The 19,444-nt window shown below is 65.9% G+C and carries 21 protein-coding genes; 10 read left to right on the top strand and 11 right to left on the bottom strand.

The genetic code is table 11. From position 1 onward, the window contains the following. Positions 1-2: 2 nt before the first annotated feature. Genes parC through IE113_RS10555 form a run of 4 tightly spaced genes read right to left on the bottom strand, consistent with a single transcriptional unit; the run spans position 3 to position 4,755 of the window. Positions 3-2,288 (bottom strand): DNA topoisomerase IV subunit A, encoded by a 2,286-nt coding sequence (gene parC, locus IE113_RS10570; protein WP_189541197.1) that lies wholly within the window; start codon positions 2,286-2,288, stop codon positions 3-5. A gap of 42 nt (positions 2,289-2,330) precedes the next feature. Then, positions 2,331-2,660 (bottom strand): 2Fe-2S iron-sulfur cluster-binding protein, encoded by a 330-nt coding sequence (locus IE113_RS10565; protein ID WP_189541195.1) that lies wholly within the window; start codon positions 2,658-2,660, stop codon positions 2,331-2,333. Positions 2,661-2,662: 2 nt separating this feature from the next. Next, positions 2,663-3,730, bottom strand: a complete 1,068-nt coding sequence (locus IE113_RS10560; RefSeq protein WP_189541193.1) for a cysteine desulfurase family protein — start codon at positions 3,728-3,730, stop codon at positions 2,663-2,665. Then, entirely contained in the window at positions 3,727-4,755 is a 1,029-nt protein-coding gene (locus IE113_RS10555; protein ID WP_189541191.1) for a cysteine desulfurase family protein, read from the bottom strand. The genes IE113_RS10560 and IE113_RS10555 overlap by 4 nt, the downstream gene beginning before the upstream one ends. A 133-nt stretch (positions 4,756-4,888) precedes the next feature. Here IE113_RS10555 and IE113_RS10550 point away from each other — a divergent pair, with 133 nt between their 5' ends. Next, on the top strand, positions 4,889-5,545 hold the full coding sequence (locus IE113_RS10550) for an alpha/beta hydrolase (protein ID WP_189541189.1): 657 nt from the start codon (positions 4,889-4,891) through the stop codon (positions 5,543-5,545). Positions 5,546-5,555: 10 nt separating this feature from the next. Here IE113_RS10550 and IE113_RS10545 read toward each other — a convergent pair whose 3' ends face one another. Both IE113_RS10545 and IE113_RS10540 read right to left on the bottom strand, forming a co-directional pair. Further along, positions 5,556-5,753 (bottom strand): hypothetical protein, encoded by a 198-nt coding sequence (locus IE113_RS10545; RefSeq protein WP_308430059.1) that lies wholly within the window; start codon positions 5,751-5,753, stop codon positions 5,556-5,558. Continuing rightward, positions 5,750-6,364 carry a DUF937 domain-containing protein gene (locus IE113_RS10540; RefSeq protein WP_229822276.1) on the bottom strand — a complete coding sequence of 205 codons (615 nt, stop codon included), beginning with the start codon at positions 6,362-6,364 and terminating at the stop codon, positions 5,750-5,752. The genes IE113_RS10545 and IE113_RS10540 overlap by 4 nt, the downstream gene beginning before the upstream one ends. Positions 6,365-6,514: 150 nt before the next feature. On the opposite strand from IE113_RS10540, the gene IE113_RS10535 reads away from it, so the two are divergent. Then, the gene (locus IE113_RS10535; protein ID WP_189541187.1) at positions 6,515-8,353 is read left to right on the top strand and encodes a DUF885 domain-containing protein; all 1,839 of its coding nucleotides are present in this window, start codon (positions 6,515-6,517) and stop codon (positions 8,351-8,353) included. 67 nt (positions 8,354-8,420) lie between these two features. On the opposite strand, the gene IE113_RS10530 is transcribed toward IE113_RS10535, so the two are convergent. Both IE113_RS10530 and IE113_RS10525 read right to left on the bottom strand, forming a co-directional pair. Continuing rightward, positions 8,421-8,738: a hypothetical protein gene (locus IE113_RS10530; RefSeq protein ID WP_308430058.1), complete on the bottom strand. Its 318-nt coding sequence runs from the start codon at positions 8,736-8,738 to the stop codon at positions 8,421-8,423. A 176-nt stretch (positions 8,739-8,914) separates the two neighbouring features. After that, a complete protein-coding gene (locus IE113_RS10525) occupies positions 8,915-10,522 on the bottom strand; it encodes a phosphoenolpyruvate carboxykinase (protein WP_189541184.1) in 1,608 nt (535 codons plus the stop codon). Between the two features lie 232 nt (positions 10,523-10,754). Between IE113_RS10525 and IE113_RS10520 the strand changes: the two genes are divergently transcribed. The 8 genes from IE113_RS10520 (at position 10,755) to IE113_RS10485 (ending at position 16,575) form a co-directional block, all read left to right on the top strand. Beyond that, on the top strand, positions 10,755-11,522 hold the full coding sequence (locus tag IE113_RS10520) for a response regulator transcription factor (RefSeq protein WP_189541388.1): 768 nt from the start codon (positions 10,755-10,757) through the stop codon (positions 11,520-11,522). Beyond that, positions 11,515-13,107 carry a sensor histidine kinase gene (locus IE113_RS10515; protein WP_189541182.1) on the top strand — a complete coding sequence of 531 codons (1,593 nt, stop codon included), beginning with the start codon at positions 11,515-11,517 and terminating at the stop codon, positions 13,105-13,107. Before IE113_RS10520 ends, IE113_RS10515 begins: the two co-directional genes overlap by 8 nt. Then, on the top strand, positions 13,104-13,529 hold the full coding sequence (locus IE113_RS10510; RefSeq protein ID WP_189541180.1) for an HPr kinase/phosphorylase: 426 nt from the start codon (positions 13,104-13,106) through the stop codon (positions 13,527-13,529). The genes IE113_RS10515 and IE113_RS10510 overlap by 4 nt, the downstream gene beginning before the upstream one ends. A 52-nt stretch (positions 13,530-13,581) precedes the next feature. After that, the gene (gene rapZ, locus IE113_RS10505; RefSeq protein WP_189541178.1) at positions 13,582-14,535 is read left to right on the top strand and encodes an RNase adapter RapZ; all 954 of its coding nucleotides are present in this window, start codon (positions 13,582-13,584) and stop codon (positions 14,533-14,535) included. Positions 14,536-14,617: 82 nt separating this feature from the next. Next, complete coding sequence (locus IE113_RS10500) at positions 14,618-15,022, top strand: PTS sugar transporter subunit IIA (protein WP_189541176.1); 405 nt, start codon at positions 14,618-14,620, stop codon at positions 15,020-15,022. A gap of 24 nt (positions 15,023-15,046) precedes the next feature. Next, positions 15,047-15,325 carry an HPr family phosphocarrier protein gene (locus IE113_RS10495; protein ID WP_189541174.1) on the top strand — a complete coding sequence of 93 codons (279 nt, stop codon included), beginning with the start codon at positions 15,047-15,049 and terminating at the stop codon, positions 15,323-15,325. Between the two features lie 3 nt (positions 15,326-15,328). Then, complete coding sequence (locus IE113_RS10490; protein ID WP_189541172.1) at positions 15,329-16,135, top strand: TrmH family RNA methyltransferase; 807 nt, start codon at positions 15,329-15,331, stop codon at positions 16,133-16,135. Positions 16,136-16,179: 44 nt separating this feature from the next. Further along, positions 16,180-16,575, top strand: a complete 396-nt coding sequence (locus IE113_RS10485; protein WP_189541170.1) for an META domain-containing protein — start codon at positions 16,180-16,182, stop codon at positions 16,573-16,575. A 149-nt stretch (positions 16,576-16,724) separates the two neighbouring features. On the opposite strand, the gene IE113_RS10480 is transcribed toward IE113_RS10485, so the two are convergent. The 3 genes from IE113_RS10480 to recR form a co-directional block, all read right to left on the bottom strand. Beyond that, positions 16,725-18,152 (bottom strand): DNA recombination protein RmuC, encoded by a 1,428-nt coding sequence (locus tag IE113_RS10480; RefSeq protein ID WP_189541168.1) that lies wholly within the window; start codon positions 18,150-18,152, stop codon positions 16,725-16,727. Between the two features lie 68 nt (positions 18,153-18,220). Continuing rightward, positions 18,221-18,790 carry a peptide deformylase gene (gene def / locus IE113_RS10475; protein ID WP_189541166.1) on the bottom strand — a complete coding sequence of 190 codons (570 nt, stop codon included), beginning with the start codon at positions 18,788-18,790 and terminating at the stop codon, positions 18,221-18,223. A gap of 57 nt (positions 18,791-18,847) precedes the next feature. Further along, entirely contained in the window at positions 18,848-19,444 is a 597-nt protein-coding gene (gene recR, locus IE113_RS10470; protein WP_189541164.1) for a recombination mediator RecR, read from the bottom strand.

The following is a 19,444-nucleotide window of genomic DNA, read 5'->3' as shown; positions in this document are numbered from 1 at the left end:
GATCAGAACTTGTTGTCGCGCGGGAAGCCGGTAGGCGGCATCCGCCCCGCCGCCCCGCGCGCAACTTTCCACATTACCACGTCCTTTTCGGTGCGGGTGCGGCCGGTTTCGCCGCCCATGGCCCAGCTGAGGCCATCTTCCAGCCGCAGCGTGATCGCGTCAGACAGGCCGCCGTCGCGGTAGCGTTGCAGGGTTACGCCCTGCCCCTTGGCCAGCACCGGCATTTCCGACAGCGCGAAGACCACCAGCTTGCGGTTGTCACCGACCACGGCGATGTGATCGTGCTCCGCCGGGACTTCGCGCACCACGGTCAGCCGGACGCCCGGCTTGGTCGTCATCACCCCCCGGCCCTTGCGGGTTTCGGCGAGCAATTCGTCCATTTCCGCCACGAACCCGCGTCCGATGTTACTGGCGAGCAGCAGCTGCCCCTTGGGCCTGTAGGGGATCAGAGCCACGATCTGCGCGCTGGCGTCGATGTCCAGCATCGTGCGGATTGGCTCGCCAAACCCGCGCGCGGAGGGCAGCTTGTCGGCCCCCAGCGTATAGAAGCGGCCATTGTCGCAGGCGATCAGCAGCTTGTCGGTGGTCTGGGCGTGAATGGTGAAGGCCGGGCCGTCGCCTTCCTTGAACTTGAATTCCTTGTCCAGCGGCTCATGCCCGCTGGCCCCGCGAATCCAGCCCTTGGCCGACAGGATCACCGTGACCGGCGCCTTCTCGATCATCGCGTCCATGCTGAATTCCACCGTCGGTGCGGCTTCGGCAATGGTGGTGCGGCGGCGGCCAAGCGCCGTGTCCTCGGCATAGTCCTTGCGCAGGGTCGCCAGATCGCGCTTCAGCCGGGTGCGCTGGCGGGCCGGACTGTCGAGCAGCTTTTGCAGTTCCTCCTGCTCGGCCACCAGTTCGTCGAACTCGCGGCGCAGTTCCATTTCCTCCAGCTTGCGCAAACTGCGCAGCCGCATGTTGAGGATCGCTTCGGCCTGCCGGTCGGTCAGCTGGAATTCGGCCATCATCACCGGCTTGGGCTCATCCTCGGTCCGGATGATCTCGATGATCCGGTCCAGGTTGAGGTAGGCGATGATATAGCCCTGGAGCAGTTCCAGCCGCGCGGCGATCTTGTCCAGCCGGTGCTGGCTGCGGCGCAGCAGGATGTCGATCTGGGCGATCACCCATTCCTGCAGCAACAGCTTCAGCCCCAGCACGCCGGGGGTACGGGTGGCATCCAGCACGTTCAGGTTGAGCGAAAACCGGCTTTCCAGATCGGTCAGCTTGTAGAGCGATTCCTTGAGCAGTTCCGGATCGATGTTGCGGCTTTTCGGCACGAACACCAGCCGGATCTGTTCATCGGATTCGTCGCGGATATCCTCAAGGATCGGCAGCTTCTTGTCCGCGATCAGCTGCGCGACCTGTTCGATCAGCTTACCCTTTTGCAGCATGTAGGGGATCTCGCTGATCACCAGCTGCCACTGCCCGCCGCCCAGCTTCTCGATGCCGGTCGGCTCCCAGCTGCCATCAGCTTCGCGGCCCGTCGAAAACCGCCCGCGCACGCGGATTGCGCCCTTGCCGGTTTCATAGGCGTGCGAAATCGCCGCCGGGCTATCCACCACCACGCCGCCGGTCGCGAAATCCGGGCCGTGGAACACTTCCATCAATTGCGCGTGCTCGACGTGCGGATTGTCGATCAGCAGCAGCGTCGCATCGATGATTTCGGCAACGTTGTGGCTGGGGATCGATGTTGCCATGCCCACCGCGATCCCGCTGGAGCCGTTGGCCAGCAGGTTGGGGAACAGACCCGGGAAAATCTCCGGCTCTTCCTCTTCGCCGTTGTAGGTCGGAATGAAGTTGACGGTGCCTTCGTCCAGCCCGGCCATCAGCTGGATCGCGGTCTTGGTCAGCCGCGCTTCGGTGTAGCGATAGGCGGCGGCATTATCGCCATCGATATTGCCGAAGTTCCCCTGCCCTTCGACGAGCGGATAGCGCAGGCTGAAATCCTGCGCGAGGCGGACCATCGCGTCATAGACCGAGGCATCGCCGTGCGGGTGATACTTGCCGATCACGTCCCCCACCACGCGGGCGGATTTCTTGAACGCCTGGCTGGGGTCCAGCTTCAGCTGCCGCATCGCCCAGAGCAGGCGGCGATGGACCGGCTTCAACCCGTCACGCAGATCGGGCAGCGAGCGCGCGGTAATGGTGGAGAGCGCATAGACCAGATACCGCTCGGACAGCGCCGCATCGAACGGCGCATCGACGATGGCGTCAAACGGATCGGGTTCGGTGGTGTCTATGGCCATATCGGGAACGCTCTAGCAGGCACGGAATCGGCGCGCCAAGGGTCAGCGGCGCTGCATATCCCGGCTTTCCCCCGGAATTCGCACTTCCAGCCCGTCCATGTCCTCGGTCAGCGTGATCTGGCACGACAGCCGGCTGGTGCGGGTCACCCCGGCAGCCAGATCGAGCATATCCTCCTCGTCCTCGCTGGCGCGGGGCAGTTTGCCGAACCAGTCTGGCGCGATGATGACGTGGCAGGTGGAGCAGGCCATCTGCCCCTCGCAGGTGCCTTCCAGCGGCATGTCGACGTTCTGCGCCACGTCGAGCAGGCAATCGCCCACGGCGGCGCTCGCCTCGACCTTGTCGCCCTGCGCCGTGATGAACGTGACTTTCACCCTTACACCCCTTGTGTGCGGGCTGCGGCATCCAGCGTGCGGCAAGCCTCGATAAGTTCATCCCTAGTCGTATAGCGCCCGAAACCCAAGCGGATCGAATTCTTCGCCTGCGCCGCGCTGAGGCCCAGTGCGGCCAGCACGTGGCTGGGGCGGCCAGAGCCGCTGGCGCAGGCCGATCCGGCGGAAAAGGCGATGGTGCGGCACTCGCTCATCAGCCGGCCCACATCCAGCCCATCGAGCCGCAGGTTGAGGTTGCCATGCCAGCGCTGCTCCGCGCTGCCGTTGAGCGTCCAGCGCGAGAGGACGTCGCGCGCGGCGGTCCACAGCGTTTCGACATGGGCGGCGTCCTGTTCCATGCGCTCCAGCGACAAGGCCGCCGCCGCCCCGAACCCGGCGCAGAGCGCAGGCGAAAGCGTGCCAGAGCGCAAGCCGCCCTCCTGTCCGCCGCCCAGAATGACCGGCGACAGGTGCACCCCATCCCGCACCCACAGCGCACCGATCCCCTTGGGCCCATAGAGCTTGTGCGCGGACACCGCGATCAGGTCTGCCCCGGCGGGCGGCGCGATCTTGCCCGCGCCCTGCACCGCATCGCACAGGAACAGCGCGCCTGCCGCCTTCGCCCGCTCGGCCAGTCGTGCAACTGGCTGGATCGTGCCGATTTCGTTGTTGACTTGCATCACGGCGATCAGCTTGGCCTCATCCGGGAACGGTACTTCCGGATCAATCACGCCGTCAGCGCCGACCGGCAGTTCAAAGTCCTCACCAAACCACCGCGCCGTATCGCGCACCGCCGCGTGCTCGATCGCGGAGACGGCGGCCGGACCATAGGGCCCGCCCCGGATCGCCAGATTGAGCGCCTCGGTCGCGCTGCCGGTGAACACCACTTTGCCGCCCGGCGGAAACAGCGCCGCGACCTGTTCGCGCGCCACTTCGACCGCCGCCGCCGCCGCGCGGCCGGGCCGGTGCGCACTGTGCGGGTTGGCAAAGCCGTCATCCGCCAGCCAGCGCAGCATCGCCGCGCGCGCTTCAGGGGCCAGCGGCGTGGTCGCCTGATAATCGAGGTAGGTCATCCGGCCACCTGCTGCCAGGCGGCGATAAACCGGTCGATATCCGCCTCCGTCGTCTCGCGCCCGATGCTGACGCGGATGACCTCGTTCGCACCCGCGATGCCCATGGCCTCCAGCACATGACTGGTGCGCAGCGAGCCAGACGAGCAGGCACTGCCCGCCGATACCGCGATGCCCATGCCGTCGAACCGGATCAGTTGCGCGTTGGCCGATTTGCCCGCCATCCGGTAGGCGGCGATGGACGGCACCCGCGCGGTTCCCTCGGCAATCGAGCTGCCGCCTGCCGCCGTGATCGCGCTGTCCAGCCGGTCCCGCAGTTCAACCGCGCGATCCAGCCAGTCCGCCCCGGCTTCCAGTGCGGCGACCATCGCCAGCACGCCGGGCAGGTTCTCCGTCCCGCCGCGATAGCCACGCTCCTGCCCGCCGGTGGGCCGCAGCAGCGCCCAGTCCCGCACCAGCAGCGCACCCACGCCAATCGGCCCGCCAAACTTGTGCGCCGACAGCGCGATCAGGTCGGCATCCGGCAGCGCCAGCTTGCCCGCCCCTTGCGCCGCGTCGGCGAGCAACAAGCCGCCCGCCCCGCGCACCGCAGCCGCAATCGCCTCCAGCGGCTGCATTACTCCGGTTTCGTTGTTGACCTGCTGGACCGCGACCAGCCCCGGCAGCGCGCAGGCGGCCGGATCGACCAGCCCCAGCCCATCGACCACGATCCGCGCCGCATCGCCCGCATGGCGCAGCACTGCCTCGTGTTCCACCACCGAAACGCCCGCCAGCGGCTGGACGCAGCGGCTGATCGCCAGCGCCAGTGCCTCGCTCGCCCCGCTGGTGAAAATCACTTCGCCGTCCCAGTGCAGCGCCGCCTTCAGCCGCGCGCGGGCATCCTCCAGCGCGGCGCGTGCGGCCCGGCCGGGCCCGTGCGGACTGGATGGATTGGCCCAGATCGCAAAGCCATGCAGCAGCGCATCGCGCGCCGCGGGCAGCAGCGGCGTGGTCGCGGCGTGGTCAAGATAAAGGGAATCGGCGCTCATGCTCGGAAAAGTTGCTTTTGACAGATGCGTTTCTATATAGCGCCTCTCTCCCGATCACAGCCCAAACCGGTCCGGCACGCCGCTTTATCGACGGACGCCGCGGCGGGGGCCCCACAAGAGCAGGTGCCAGTCTATGCCCTCAGTGATTTTCCCCGGTCCCGAAGGTCGCCTTGAAGGCCGGTTCCAGCCCGCTTCGCGTCCGCGCGCGCCCGTGGCGATGATCCTGCACCCGCACCCGCAGGCGGGCGGCACCATGAACGATCGCATCACCCAGGCGATGTACAAGACCTTTGTCGCGCGCGGGTTCGCGACGCTGCGTTTCAACTTTCGCGGCGTCGGCCGCAGCCAGGGCAGCTTTGACAACGGGATCGGCGAACTGTCCGATGCCGCCGCCGCGCTCGACTGGGTGCAGTCGATCCACCCCGAAGCCAGCACGACCTGGATCGCGGGCTATTCGTTCGGCGCGCTGATCGGCATGCAGTTGCTGATGCGCCGCCCGGAAATCCGCGGCTTCATCTCGGTCGCGCCGCCGGCCAACATGTATGACTTCAGCTTCCTCGCACCGTGCCCGTCCTCGGGCATCATCGTGCAGGGCGCGGGCGATACGGTGGTGACTCCCGGCGCCGTGCAAAAGCTGGTCGACAAGCTGCGCACGCAAAAGCACATCACCATCCATCACGAGGAAATTCCCCGTGCGAACCATTTCTTCGAAAATGAAATGGATGACCTGATGCGCTCGGTCGACAACTACCTCGACATGCGCCTCGCACCGGATTGCCCGATCAAGTAAGCCGCCCGGCTTATTGCGGAACCTGACCTGCCGGAGCGTTTCCGGCAGCGTCCGGCAATGTCCAGATCCCGACGTTGACCGCCGCCACCAGCGCGAGCACCACCATCAGCACGGCCTGCTGACGCGCGCCACGCCGCCACATCGTGAGCGCCAGCAACGGCAGGATGAGCACTGCCAGCACCAGCAACGAGAGCACCGCATTCATCATTCGACGTTCCTGCCCGTCAGGTTCAGGATGTCGTCCAGCGCGTTGCCATCGCCATCGATATCCAGCAGGCGCCCCAGGCCGCCCAGCACACCGCCGCCGTGATGGCCGAAATCGGCCGAAGGATCGGAAGTTGCGCCGAGGATCGAGCCGATGTCGCCCAGCCCGCCGCTCCCTTGCGCACCGCTTCCGCCTGCGCGCGCGGAAAAGTAACCCCCCACCAGCATCGTCAGCAGCGGCAGCATCTTTTTCAGAATTGCGGGATCGATGCCGGTGCGGCTGGCCGCATCGGCCGCAACCGACCGGCTGACCTCCTTCGAGCCGAAGATCTGGCCCAGCACCGCGTTGCCCCGATCCACTTCGGTTTCATCGGGACCCAGCACGTTCGCCGCCAGCGTGCCGCCGCCCAGCCCGCCCAGCATCGACACCATGGCGCCCAGGCCGATCTCACCGCCGCCTGCCGTCTCGCTCGATTTACGGAAACCGCCGATGATCGCGGGAATCAATGCCTCGGTTCCGGCCATGGCCGTGGCCGGCGGAATGCCAAGCTGATTGGCGACAGCATTGATGCCGCCGCTTCTTCGCAGCATATCCAGAACAACCATTTCCGCCATGTGCGGGGCTCTCCTCGGTGCGACCCGATATCAGACCCTCTGGGGTAAATGTTTACCTTACTTTTCCCATCGCGCGCCAGCCCCTTATTTGGTCGGTGTTAACCGTGTTCGAATTTGACACAGCCCCGCGACCGACGCAGTTTCCCCGCCATGACAAGCATTTCCCTGACGCGCCGCAAGGCGCTTTCGCTGATTGGAACGGGTTCGGCGGCGCTCGCACTGCATGGGTGCGCAGGCGCTCGGCTGGCCGCTGCCCCGCCTCCGGCCGATGCCGCCGCCCTGCTCGACACGCTCGCCTGGGATCTGCTGCGTCTCTCGCCGGAAGGGGCGACTTCATTGGGGATCGACACCGGTGCGCACGCAGATCTGCGCAGTCTGCTGGGAGACCGCTCACCCTCCGGGCAAAGCGCCATCGTCGCGCTGCTGCGCAAGGGGCTGGCGCAAGTGCAAGGCATCGATCCTTCCGCGCTGGATCACGCCACGCGCACCAGCCTGGCCGTGGTCAAGAGCGCATTCGGCGTGGCACTGGATGGCTTTGCCCTGCCCTATGGCGATGTCGCGGTCGGCGGCTGGCGCAACACGCCCTATGTCGTGATCCAGAATGTCGGCGCCTATCTCGATACGCCGCGTTTTCTCGACGGGGATCACCCGGTCCGCGATGCTGCCGATGCGGAAGCCTATCTGGCGCGTCTGGCCGCAATGCCCAGCCAACTGGATGGAGAGCTGGAACGGCTGGCCAGCGCCGGGCGGATCGGTGCGATCGCGCCGTCGTTCCTGCTCGACAAGGCGATCCGGCAGATGGAGCACACCCTGGCCGATGCCCGCGCCGGGGGTGACATCGTGCAATCGCTGGTGCGCCGTACCGCCACTATCCCCGGTGAGTGGGAGCGCCGCGCGAAATCCATCGCAACCGGCCCGGTCGCCGCCGCGCTGGAACGGCAGCTGGCCGAACTCAAGGCCCAGCGCGCCCGCGCCAGTGACGCCGCCGGTCTATGGGCGCGCCCGCGCGGGGACGAATGGTACGCCTGGGGTCTGCGCGCCAGCACCACGACCCGCCATACGCCCGATGAAGTGCACCGCATGGGGCTGGAGCAACTGGCCGAACTGCAAGGCCGGATGGATCCGATCCTGCGCGGCCTTGGCTATACCAGCGGCACCGTGGGCGAACGCATGACCGCACTGGGCAACGATCCGCGCTTTGCCTTCAGCAACGATGACAAGGGCCGCGCCGAAATCATTGCGCTGATGCAGGACAAGATCGCGGCCATGCGCACCAAGCTGCCGCAAGCGTTTCACACGCTGGTGAAGGGCAACCTCGAAATCCGCCGCCTGCCCCCGGCCGAAGAAGCGGGTGCGCCGGGTGCCTATGGCGGGGCGGGTTCGATCGACGGGACGATCCCCGGCAAGATCTGGCTGAACCTGGGCGACACTGGCCGCCACAGCCGTTTCAGCCTGCCGACGCTGGCGTTCCACGAGGGCATTCCCGGCCACGTCTGGCAGGGCGAATATGCCAACCGCCTGCCGCTGATCCGCACCCTGTTGGCATTCAATGCCTATTCCGAAGGGTGGGCGCTCTATTCCGAAACGCTGGGGGACGAACTGGGCATCTATGCCGACGATCCGGTCGGACAGCTGGGCTACCTGCAATCCATCGCCTTTCGCGCCTGCCGGATGGTGGTCGATACCGGCCTCCATGCCAAACGCTGGACCCGCGAACAGGCGGTGCAATGGTTCGCTACCACCAACGGCTCCAGCCTGGCCGATGTCGCACCGGAAGTGGACCGCTATTGCAGCTGGCCGGGTCAGGCCTGCGGCTACAAGATGGGCCACGGTGAAATCCTGGCCCAGCGCACCCGCGCGCAAAAGGCATTGGGCAGCGCCTATGACCTGCGCGATTTCAACGATGCGGTGATCACCGGCGGGAACGTTCCGCTGGATGTGCTGGCGATCAACGTGGACCGATACATCGCCGCCACGCCACGCGGCTGATCGCTGGAACGAAGGCGGGCGCGGCTTCCAGTCGGAGGCCGCGCCCGTCCGATTCTGGCAGAACCGGTTACTTCTTGCCGAACAGGCTGGAGGCCATGCCCATCACGTCGTTGATCGGATTGCCATCGCCATCGCGGTCCAGCATGCCGGCGATGCCCGCCAGTTGCGGATTGTCCTTGAGCAGGCCGCTGAGCTGGCCCAACCCGCCTTCGCCGCCCAGTTGCTGGGCGATCTGCCCCAGGACCCCGGCGTCCAGCCCGGTGCTGGCCGCAGCGGCCTCCACCGTGTCGCCCGGTTCGGCATGCGCCTTGCCCAGTGCAGCGACAGCCTTTTCCGCCAGTTCCGGCGCGATGCCGACTTGCCCGGCGATTGCTGCGATATCCACGTTTCCGGCCATCTGGCCCAGAATTCCATCAAGCAAACCCATGATTGCGACTCCATTTGCAAAGGAGCCGCAACAATGCCCGCAAAACCCTGAGGAGAAAACGGAAATTCCCGCGCCCGAAACGCAGACAGCCCCGCCGTTGGGCGGGGCTGTCGCTGTTCAACCGGTTGGCTGGATCAGGCTGCCTTGGGGGCCGCTTCCAGCACGCTGGCATCGACGTGATCGGCAAACTGGGCGAAGTTCTCGATGAACTTGTTCACCAAATCGCGCGCGGTCTTGTCGTATTCCGCCGGATCGGCCCAGGCACCGCGCGGATCGAGCAGCTTGCTGTCGACACCGTCCACCGCGACCGGAACTTCAAAGCCGAAGTTCGGATCCTTGGTGAACTGCGCATCGTTCAGGCTGCCGTCGAGCGCGGCGTTGAGCAGGGCACGGGTGGCCTTGATCGGCATGCGCTTGATGCCTTCCATCGTGGCCTTGCCGCCCGACCAGCCGGTATTGACCAGCCAGCACTTCACGCCGCCCTTGGCGATGCGTTCCTTCAGCAGGTTGCCATAGACCGACGGATGACGCGGCATGAACGGCGCGCCAAAGCAGGTCGAGAAGGTCGCTTCCGGTTCGGTCACGCCGATTTCGGTGCCCGCGACGCGCGCGGTGTAGCCCGACAGGAAGTGGTACATCGCCTGATCCGGCGTCAGCCGCGCGATCGGCGGCAGGACGCCATAGGCATCGGCCGTCAGGAAGATCAGGTTGGCCGGAACCGGGCCCAGGTTATCTTCCGACGCGTTCGGGATGAAGTCGATCGGATAGGAACCACGGCTGTTTTCGGCCAGGCTGTTGTCATCCAGGTCGATTTCGCGGGTTTCGGGATCGATCACCACGTTTTCCAGCACGGTGCCGAACCGCTTGGTCGTGGCGAAGATTTCCGGTTCGGCTTCGGCCGACAGGCGGATCATCTTGGCATAGCAGCCGCCTTCGAAGTTGAACACGGCGGTGTCCGACCAGCCATGTTCGTCATCGCCGATCAGCGTGCGGCTGGCATCGGCCGACAGCGTGGTCTTGCCAGTGCCCGACAGGCCGAAGAACACGGCCGTCTTGCCGTCCGCGCCGATATTGGCGGAGCAATGCATCGGCATCACGCCCTTGGCCGGCAGCAGGTAGTTCAGGATGCCGAACACCGACTTCTTCATTTCACCCGCATAGGCCGTGCCGCCGATCAGGATCAGCTTTTCGGTGAAGTTCACCGCGATCACGGTTTCGGTGCGGCAACCGTGACGCGCCGGGTCAGCCCGGAAGCTGGGCAGGTCGATGATGGTGTATTCCGGCACGAATTCGGCCAGATCAGCCGCTTCGGGGCGCACCAACAGCGTGCGGATGAACAGGTTGTGCCACGCAAATTCGTTGATGACGCGCACGTTCACGCGGTGATCGACCTGCGAACCGCCGAACAGATCGGCCACGTAGAGCGTCTGCTTTTCAGCCAGCGCTGCCATGAAATCGGCCTTGAGTGCGGCAAACTGTTCCGGAGTCATCGAAACATTGGTCTTGCCCCACCACACGGTGTTTTCGGTGACGCCATCACGAACGATGAACTTGTCCTTGGCGCTGCGCCCCGTGTGCTTGCCGGTTTCGACCACCAGCGGGCCATCCTTCGAGAGCACGCCCTCGCCGTTGCGAACCGCGTGTTCGACCAGCGGCGCGGTGCCCAGGTTGGCAAAGATCGTGGCGCTGGTGGTAATGCCCTGATTTTCAAGCGGGAAGGAAAGCGAACCGGACAAGGTCATCTCCGTAATCATGGGTCGGGCACACCCCGCGCGCGCCCGGTCCTGTGCATAGGTATGCAGAGGAGTCGTTGGGCGCATAGTCGGTTGCGGCGATTCCGTCAAATTGGCACGAGAAATGGCCAATTATCCGGCTAATCAATTGCTTAACGGAATGCCCCGTCGCGGCGATTGCCAGCACCGCGTCAAGCGGCTAACCCTTTGGCCCCGCTTCACATCCTGCCGAATGTTCGCAATGGTCGATGCCGCCGCCTCCCCTGCCCCGACCGATGCCGCCGCGCCCGCGCCCGACGCGCGTCAGACGATTGCGCTGGTCGACGACGATCGCAACATCCTGACCACGGTGTCGATCGGGCTCCAGGCCGAAGGGTTCGCCACGCGGGTCTATTCCGACGGGGCGACCGCGCTGAAGGCACTGCTGGAGAATCCGCCGGACCTCGCCGTCTGCGATATCAAGATGCCGCGCATGGACGGACTGGCACTGCTGCAGAAGCTGCGCGAGAAATCCGCGCTGCCGGTGATCTTCCTGACCAGCAAGGACGAAGAGCCGGACGAGGCGCTGGGCCTCGCGCTGGGTGCGGACGATTATATCACCAAGCCGTTCAGCCAGCGCCTGCTGATCGCCCGGATCCGCGCGATCCTTCGACGCAGCGAACTGGTCCGAAGCGAGGTGGAAGCCCCGCCGCATGACAGTCAGCCGGACGCGATCCGGCGTGGCCGCCTGCTGATGGACCCGGCGCGCCATGCGGTGACCTGGGATGGCAAGCCGGTGTCGCTGACCGTTACCGAATTCCTGATCCTTGAAACGCTGGCACTGCGGCCCGGCGTGATCAAGACTCGCAACCAGTTGATGGATGCGGCCTACAACGACGACGTCTTCGTGGACGACCGCACGATCGACAGCCACATCAAGCGCCTGCGCCGTAAGTTCCGCGCAGCCGATCCGGACTTCGGCGCGATCGAGACGCTTTACGGCGCGGGCTATTCCTTCGCCGATGGCTGAACGGACGTCGCCTGAACGGTTGCCGCGCGAGCCGGGACCAGTCCGGCTGTTCTGGACCCGGCGCACATCGCTGACCGCGCGCATCCTGGCGGTGAACGTGATCGCGCTCGGGCTGATGGCGGGCAGCCTGTTCTACCTCGACAGTTACCGCAAGCAGCTGCTGGCGGAGAGGTTCCAGCTCGCCCGGACCGAGGCGGAGATCACTGCCGATGGCCTGGCCGAAACGCCCATCGGCGGTCGCCGCGCCCTGATCGAGCGGGTCAGCACCGATCAGGCCCTCCGGCTGAGGCTCTACAATTCCAAGGGCAAGCTGCTGATCGACAGCTTCGAACTGGCCGGGCCGACTTTCACGTTCGTCGATCCCACGCAGGAAGATTGGTACCAGCATGCCGCGCGGATGATCGATGCGGGGATGAACTACCTGCTCGGCACGCCACCGCTCGAACCCTATCGCGACCCGCCGGCAGAGCGCGCCGACGCCTGGCCGGAAGTCCTGCAAGCAGTCGCAACCGGCCAGACCATCGTGGTCCAGCGCGCCGCGCCGGATGAAACCCCCGTGATCAATGCGGCCGCCACGGTCGGTGCGCGCGGCGAAGTGCTGCTGGCGACCCGCAACGCCACCGATATCACCCAGTCGGTCCGCGATGCCCGCCAGACGCTGGTCATCGTGCTGGCGGTGACACTGATCATCTCGATCCAGTTGTCGCTGTTCCTGGCGCGGACCATTGTCCAGCCGCTGCGCACGCTGGTCCGCGCAGCCGTACGCGTGCGATTGGGCCGCGAGCGCGAGGTTGTGGTGCCGCGCCTGCCCGAACGGCGCGACGAGATCGGCCTGCTCGCCCGCGCGATTTCCGACATGACCACCGCATTGCGCCGCCGGATCGACGGGGTGGAAGCCTTCGCCGCCGATGTTGCCCACGAGATCAAGAACCCGTTGGCCAGCCTGCGCAGCGCGCTGGAAACGCTGGAGAAGGTCGATGATGCGCAGCTGCGCCGCGAGCTGACCGCGATTGCCGCGCACGATGTGCGCCGGATCGACCGGCTGGTGACCGAGATTGCCGAAGCCAGCCGGATCGACGCGGAACTGAGCCGCACCCAGTTCGTGCCGGTGGATCTGCTGGCATTGGCCGAGGGACTGGTGCGGGCCCGGATGGAGCGCGGCGGTAACGGCACCTGCCGGGTCACGGTCACCCCGGTTGATACCGGCCCGTGGGACGTTCCGGGCGATCCCGCACGGCTGGTGCGGGTACTGGAAAACCTGCTCGACAATGCGGTGTCGTTTTCGCCACCGGGGGGACATGTCGATGTGACGGTGGAGCACCTGTACGACCGGGTCGAACTGGCCGTGTCCGATGAAGGCCCCGGCATTCCGCCCGACGCGCGCGAAAAGGTGTTCGAACGGTTTCACTCGCTGCGCCCGTCGGGCGAGGATTTCGGCAGTCATTCCGGCCTGGGCCTGGCAATTGCCCGGACGATTGCCGAAGCGCATGACGGCACGCTGATCGCCACTGACCGCACTGACGGGCTAGGCGGCGCCCGCCTCGCGCTAAACCTGCCCTCGCTGGACGAGGAGGACGAGGAATGAGCCAGCTGCACCAGGCCAACTGCATCGCCATTCAGGGCCGCGCCGTGCTGATCGAGGGGCCACCGGGCAGCGGCAAGTCCAGCCTGGCGCTGGCCCTGATCGATCGCGGCGCGCAGCTGGTGGGTGACGACGGCGTGACGCTGATCCACCGTGCCGGACAGCTGATCGCCAGCCCGCCCCCGCACACGGCCGGGCTGATCGAGGTGCGCAATGTGGGGCTGCTGCCGTTCCCGACGGTGCATGACAGGCCCGTGGCGCTGGTGCTGACGCTCGATCCCGATGCCCCGCGCTTTGTCGAGCAGGCCGAACAGGCCGAGCGCGCTGGTGTGGCACTGCCGCTCGTGCGGCTCTGGCCCGACAGCCCGGTGCTGGCCCTGCGGGCCGAACTGGCGCTGGACCGCCATGGACTGATCGCGGACTGAACCCGCGTTTCCCCTTCCCTTTCGCGCTGCACCTGCCCACATAAGCAGCGCGATGCCCGATTCCTCCCCAACCCTCACCCGCCAGCGTGTGCTGCTGGTCACCGGCCTGCTTGGCGCGGGCAAGACCACCGCCCTGAAAGTGCTGGAAGATCTCGGCTGGGAAACGATCGACAACTTTCCGATCCGCCTGCTTGACCGCCTGATCGACAGCCCCGATGCGCCCGCGCCGGACTTGCGGCCACCACTGGCGATCGGGTTTGATTCGCGCACGCGCGGGTTCGATCCCAACAAGGTGATTGAACGCGTGAAGAGACTGGTCGGGCGCGAAGACCTGGAACTGACCACCCTGTTTCTGGATTGCGCCGGGCAGGAACTGGAGCGCCGCTACAACGAAACCCGCCGCCGTCATCCGCTTGCGCAGGATCTTCCGGCCGCTTCCGGCATCGCGGCAGAGCGCGAGACGATGGAGCCGCTGCGGCGCTGGGCGGACATGGTGATTTCCACCACCGACTTTACCAGCAACGACCTGCAACAGGCCATCCGCGAACGGTTTGGCCGCGATGCGCCGATGGGGACGACGGTCAGCATCACCAGTTTCGGCTTTTCGCGCGGGATGCCGCCAGTCGCCGATCTGGTGTTCGACATGCGCTTCCTGCACAATCCGCATTGGGACCCGGAACTGCGACCCCAGACCGGACGGGACGCGCCGGTGGGCGATTTCATCCGCAAGGATCCCGCGTTCGATGAAGCCTTCGGCCGCATTCGCGATCTGATCCTGCAACTGCTGCCGCGCTACCAGGCGCAGGGCAAAGCTTACGTCAACATCGCCTTTGGCTGCACCGGGGGACGCCATCGCTCCGTCTTTACCGCCGAACAGATGGCCGCGGCCTTGCGCGATGCCGGGTATTCACCCAGCGTCCTGCATCGCAACCTGTCTGCCCGCGCGGCCGATCTGGTGGAGGATCCATCCGGAAATCTGCGGCAGGCAGAGGCACTAAAGCGTTGACCGGCGGCAGGTTCAGCGTCATTCGGGACGGCCAAATTCCGGGCCGAATCGGCGGGTTGCAACAGCGGAGCGTCAGTTCAGCATGATCGGCATGATCCTTGTCACGCACGGCCGTCTGGCCGATGAGTTCGTGCATGCCATGCAGCACGTCGTGGGCCGGCAAGATGCCGTGGCGACGATCTGCATCGGTCCCAATGACGACGTGGAAGTGCGCCGGCGCGACATCGCCGATGCGATCCAGGCGGTCGACAGCGGCCAGGGCGTGATCATCCTGACCGACCTGTTCGGCGGCACCCCGTCCAATCTGGCCATTTCGCTGATGCAGGCGGGCAAGGTGGAAGTGATCGCGGGGATCAACCTGCCGATGCTGATCCGCCTCGCCAAGGCACGCGGATGCATGGACATCAAGGCTGCTTCCGCCGCTGCGCGCGATGCAGGCCGCAACTACATTACGATCGCGTCGGAGTTCCTCGGACAGGACGCGTAAATACCGTTGGGGGGGTGAGGGGGAATGACAGAGGCACGCGAAAGCGTTGAGATCGTGAACAATCGCGGGCTCCACGCCCGCGCCAGTGCCAAGTTCGTCAATGCCGTGGCCAAGTTGCCCGACGGGCTGACCGTCCGGGTGGCCAAGGACGGCAATGACGCCGCGGGCGGCTCCATCCTGGGATTGATGATGCTTGGCGCGGCCAAGGGCGACACGATCGACATCATCGTGGCCGGCGACGGTGCCGACATGGCGCTGACCAAGCTGGTGGGGCTTGTCAAGGACGGCTTCGGCGAGGACTGAGGCTTGACCCGCCGCCGCACGATCACCGGCTTTTCCAACCCTGCGGTCAAGCACCTGCGGGGACTGCGCGAAAAGAAGCACCGCAAGGCCGCCGGACAGTTTCTGGCCGAAGGGCTGCGGCTGCTGGCCGATGCGCGCGAATGCGGCAAGCTGCCGGAAATCCTGGTCATGGCCACCGGCCGGGAAGCACATCCGCTGCTGACCGCGCTGGAGGCCGACGTCCTGGCGGCGGGCGGCGAAGTGCTGGAAATGGACGAGGATATCCTCGCCAAGGTCACGGGCAAGGATAACCCGCAGGCCGTGGCCGGGGTGTTTGCCGAATTCGACACGAACCTGACCGCACTGGACCGGTCCTCCGCGAAAATCTGGCTGGTGGCACAGGCGCTGCGCGATCCGGGCAACCTCGGCACGATGCTGCGCACGGGCGACGCTGTTGGTGCAGGCGGGCTGATCCTGATCGATGACTGCGCCGATCCCTTCTCGGTCGAGGCCGTGCGCGCCAGCATGGGGGCGATTTTTACCCAGCAACTCGCACAGTCCCGCTGGGACGAATTCCTGCCCTGGCTGCGCAGCGGCGCGGGCCAGCTCGTCGCTGCCAGCCTGCGCGATGCCCAGCCCTATCGCGGCGCGCCCTATGCCGCGCCGTGCTTCCTGATGGTCGGCAACGAATCGCGCGGCCTGCCCGAAGACTACGAAATGGCCTGCGACCTGCGGGTCACGATGCCGATGAAGGGCCGCGCCGACAGCCTGAATGCCGCGGTCGCCGGGGCCGTGCTGGCCTATGAAGCACTGGCGGCACTGGACGACTGATCCGTTCAGCCAGCGATCAGGCGGCGCGGAATAGACCCCGCACCATGATCCGCTCCCTCACCCTCGCCGCCGCCGCGCTGTCTCTTTCCGCCTGCGCCCACGCTTCGGTCCCGCGCCATGCCGCGCTGCATGACACCGAATGGAAGATCGTGCGGATCGACGGCAAGCCCCCCGCCAGCCCACGCGCCGCGATTCGCTTCATGCGCGACCGCCTGAGCGCGACCGTTGGCTGCAATGGCCAGGGCGGCACATGGGTGATCGAGCAGGGCAAGCTGGTCGGCGGCCCCTACATGTCGACGATGATGTATTGCGAAGGCCTGATGGATCAGGAACGCGCATTGGCCGACCTGCTGGGTGCCAAACCGACCGTCGATGTGACACGCGGAACCCTGACCCTGCGGTCAAAAACACACGTGATCGAGGCGCGGCGGGTCAAGTAAGCCGGAACCCAAGAGATACCCCCCGCCCGCCCGGCCTGAGCTTGTCGAAGGACTACCTTTTCTTGGCGCGGGAAAGAAGGACAGTCCTGCGACAAGCTCAGGACGAGCGGAATTGGTGGCATTGCGTGTAATCGGGCGAGCGGACTGGCTTACGCAGCTTCGCCATCAGTCGACGGCAATGCCGGCTGAACAGCTTCCGCGTGATCATTATACCGCGAGGTCGCCTCGACCAGCGGAATATCCTCGATCTCGCGCTTGCCGATCTCGATCCCCTTGTCGCGCAGACGGCGGCCAGAGGTCATGACGTTGCGTTCGAAGCTGCCGACGAAATCGTTGTACTTGCGCACTGCACGTTCGAGCGAGGGGCCGACCGCCTTGAGGTGATCCGCCGCGACCGCAATCCGGTCATAGAGTTCACCGCCCATGCGGCCGATTTCCACGGCCTCGCGCGCCAGCTGATCCTGCTTCCACACCAGCGCCACGGTGCGCGCGATTGCCACCAGATTGGTCGGCGTGGCCAGCAGCACCTTGTTGCGGAAAGCAAAGTCCCACAGTTCCGGATCGTGTTCGAGCGCGGCGGCAACGAAGTGTTCGCCGGGGACGAACATCACGACGTAATCGGGCGCTTCCTCGAACTGGCTTTGATAGCTTTTTGCGCCGAGCGTCTGGACATGGTTGCGCATTGAGCGCGCGTGCAGGTCGAGGTGGCGCTTGCGCTCGCCCTCGTCATCGGCCTCGAACGCGGCCTGATAGGCGTTGAGCGAGACCTTGGCGTCGATCACCAGCTTCTTCTGGCCAGGCACGTGCACGATGGCATCGGGGCGCAGTCGGCCATCCTCGGTATCCAGCGAATGCTCCAGCTCGAAGTCGGTGTGCTCGGACAGCCCACACTGCTCCAGCACGTTCTGGAGCGCGCGCTCTCCCCAACGGCCGCGCGCCTTGGGGGCATTGGTCAGCGAGTTGCCCAGCCGCTGCGCCTCGCGCCGGACCTGTTCCTGTCCCTCGCGCAGCGACTGGATCAGGCCCTGCAGGTTGCCGAATGCATCGACCCGTTCCTTTTCCAGCTTCTGGACCTGTTCCTCATAACTCCTGAGGCGATCCCCGACTGGCTGGAGCAGCGCCTTGATCTTTTCCGCGCTCTTTTCCTCGGACACCGCCAGGCGTTCCTTGGCCTGCGCCAGCAGAGCTTCCTGCGCGCGTTCAAGGACTTTGGCCCCGGCGTTCTCGAATTCCTTTTTCAGCCCCTCCTGCGCGGCCAGCAGCAGGCGCTTCTGCTCCTCGAAATGCGCCGCGTTGGCGCGCAGGGTTGCCAATTCGCCCGCCAGCGTATCCCGGTTCTGACGCACGGCGGCGAGTTCATCCTGCATGGCATCGACCCGCTCCGCCCGCTCGCTCGCGGCAGCCAGATCGCGGATCGCGGCCTTGAACTTGTCATCCAGTTCGCGGCCCGCACCTTCGGCCTGCGCGAGCCGCGCGCGCAGATCCTGAACCGGGCGACTGGCCAGCAGCCAGCCCAGCAAAGCGCCCAGTGCGAGCGCGAAAACAACGATTACGACAATGACAAACGGCGAATCCACATCGGCCCCTATCTGGAACGAAATGTGAACCTAGCGTCAGTTCCCCGCCAGCACAACACCCGTTACGGTCAGGCGACCTTGCGCAGCTTGTCCAGCTTCTTCAGCGCCATCTGCCGCTTCAGGCGCGACAGGTGATCGATGAACAGCACGCCTTCGAGGTGGTCCATCTCGTGCTGGAGACAGGTGGCCATCAGGCCGTCCATGTCCTCTTCGTGGGTATTCCCGTCAATGTCCTGCCAGCGGGCGCGGATGCGCGCGGGGCGTTCGACTTCGGCGTAAATTTCCGGGACCGACAGGCACCCTTCCTGATAGACCGAGTGTTCTTCCGAAGGATCCAGGATTTCCGGGTTGATGAACACGCGCGGTTCGCGCTTGGTCGGCTGGTGGGTGTGGTGGTGCCCGCCGTGCGCGGTGCACACTTCGGGTTCGGCATCCGGATCGTCCGGTTGCAGATCGATCACCAGCACGCGAAGCGGCACGCCAACCTGAATCGCGGCGAGGCCGATGCCGGGGGCATCGTACATCGTCTCGAACATGTCCTCGACCAGCGTTTTCAGCTCGTCGTCGAACGTGGTGACGGGTTCGGACACCACTTTCAGGCGCGGGTCGGGAACTTCGATGATTTCACGGATAGCCATAAGGGGCCAGATAGGGGCGTTACGCCCGAATCTCAAGCCGTCGACTTAGGCGCCCCCTCAGGCCACCGGCCGCCGCGCGCGCAGCGCCTGCGCCAGCGTGCCTTCATCGAGGTAATCGAGCTCTCCGCCCACCGGCAGGCCATGGGCCAGCTGGGTAATCCGCACCGGATAGCCTTCCAGCCGCTCGGCAATGTAGTGCGCGGTGGTCTGCCCCTCCAGCGTGGCATTCATCGCCAGCACCACTTCATCGATCCCGCCCTGCGAAACGCGCTGGATCAGCTGGCCGATGGTGAGATCTTCGGGCCGGACGCCTTCCAGCGCGGAAAGCCGCCCGCCCAGCACGTGATAGCGCCCGGTGAACAGCCGCGCCCGGTCCAGCGCCCAGAGGTCCGCGACATCCTCCACCACACAGAGCGAGCGCGCATCGCGGCGCGGATCGGCGCAGATCGCGCACGGGTTGGTGGTATCGACATTGCCGCAGGTGTCACATTCAACCAGCGTGCCGCGCACCGCGTCGAGCGCGTCGAGCAGTTGCACCAGCGAGGTTTCGCGCCGCTTGATCAGCCACAGCACAGCCCGCCGGGCCGAGCGCGGGCCGAGGCCGGGGAGCCGCGACAGGGCGGAGGTCAGCGTTTCGATCTCTTGCGATGCCAT

It is taken from the genome of Novosphingobium arvoryzae, from assembly GCF_014652615.1.
Classification (GTDB): Bacteria; Pseudomonadota; Alphaproteobacteria; order Sphingomonadales; family Sphingomonadaceae; genus Novosphingobium; species Novosphingobium arvoryzae.
The sequence above is the reverse complement of the archived record's forward strand: the minus strand, read 5'-3'. Positions and strand labels throughout refer to the sequence as shown.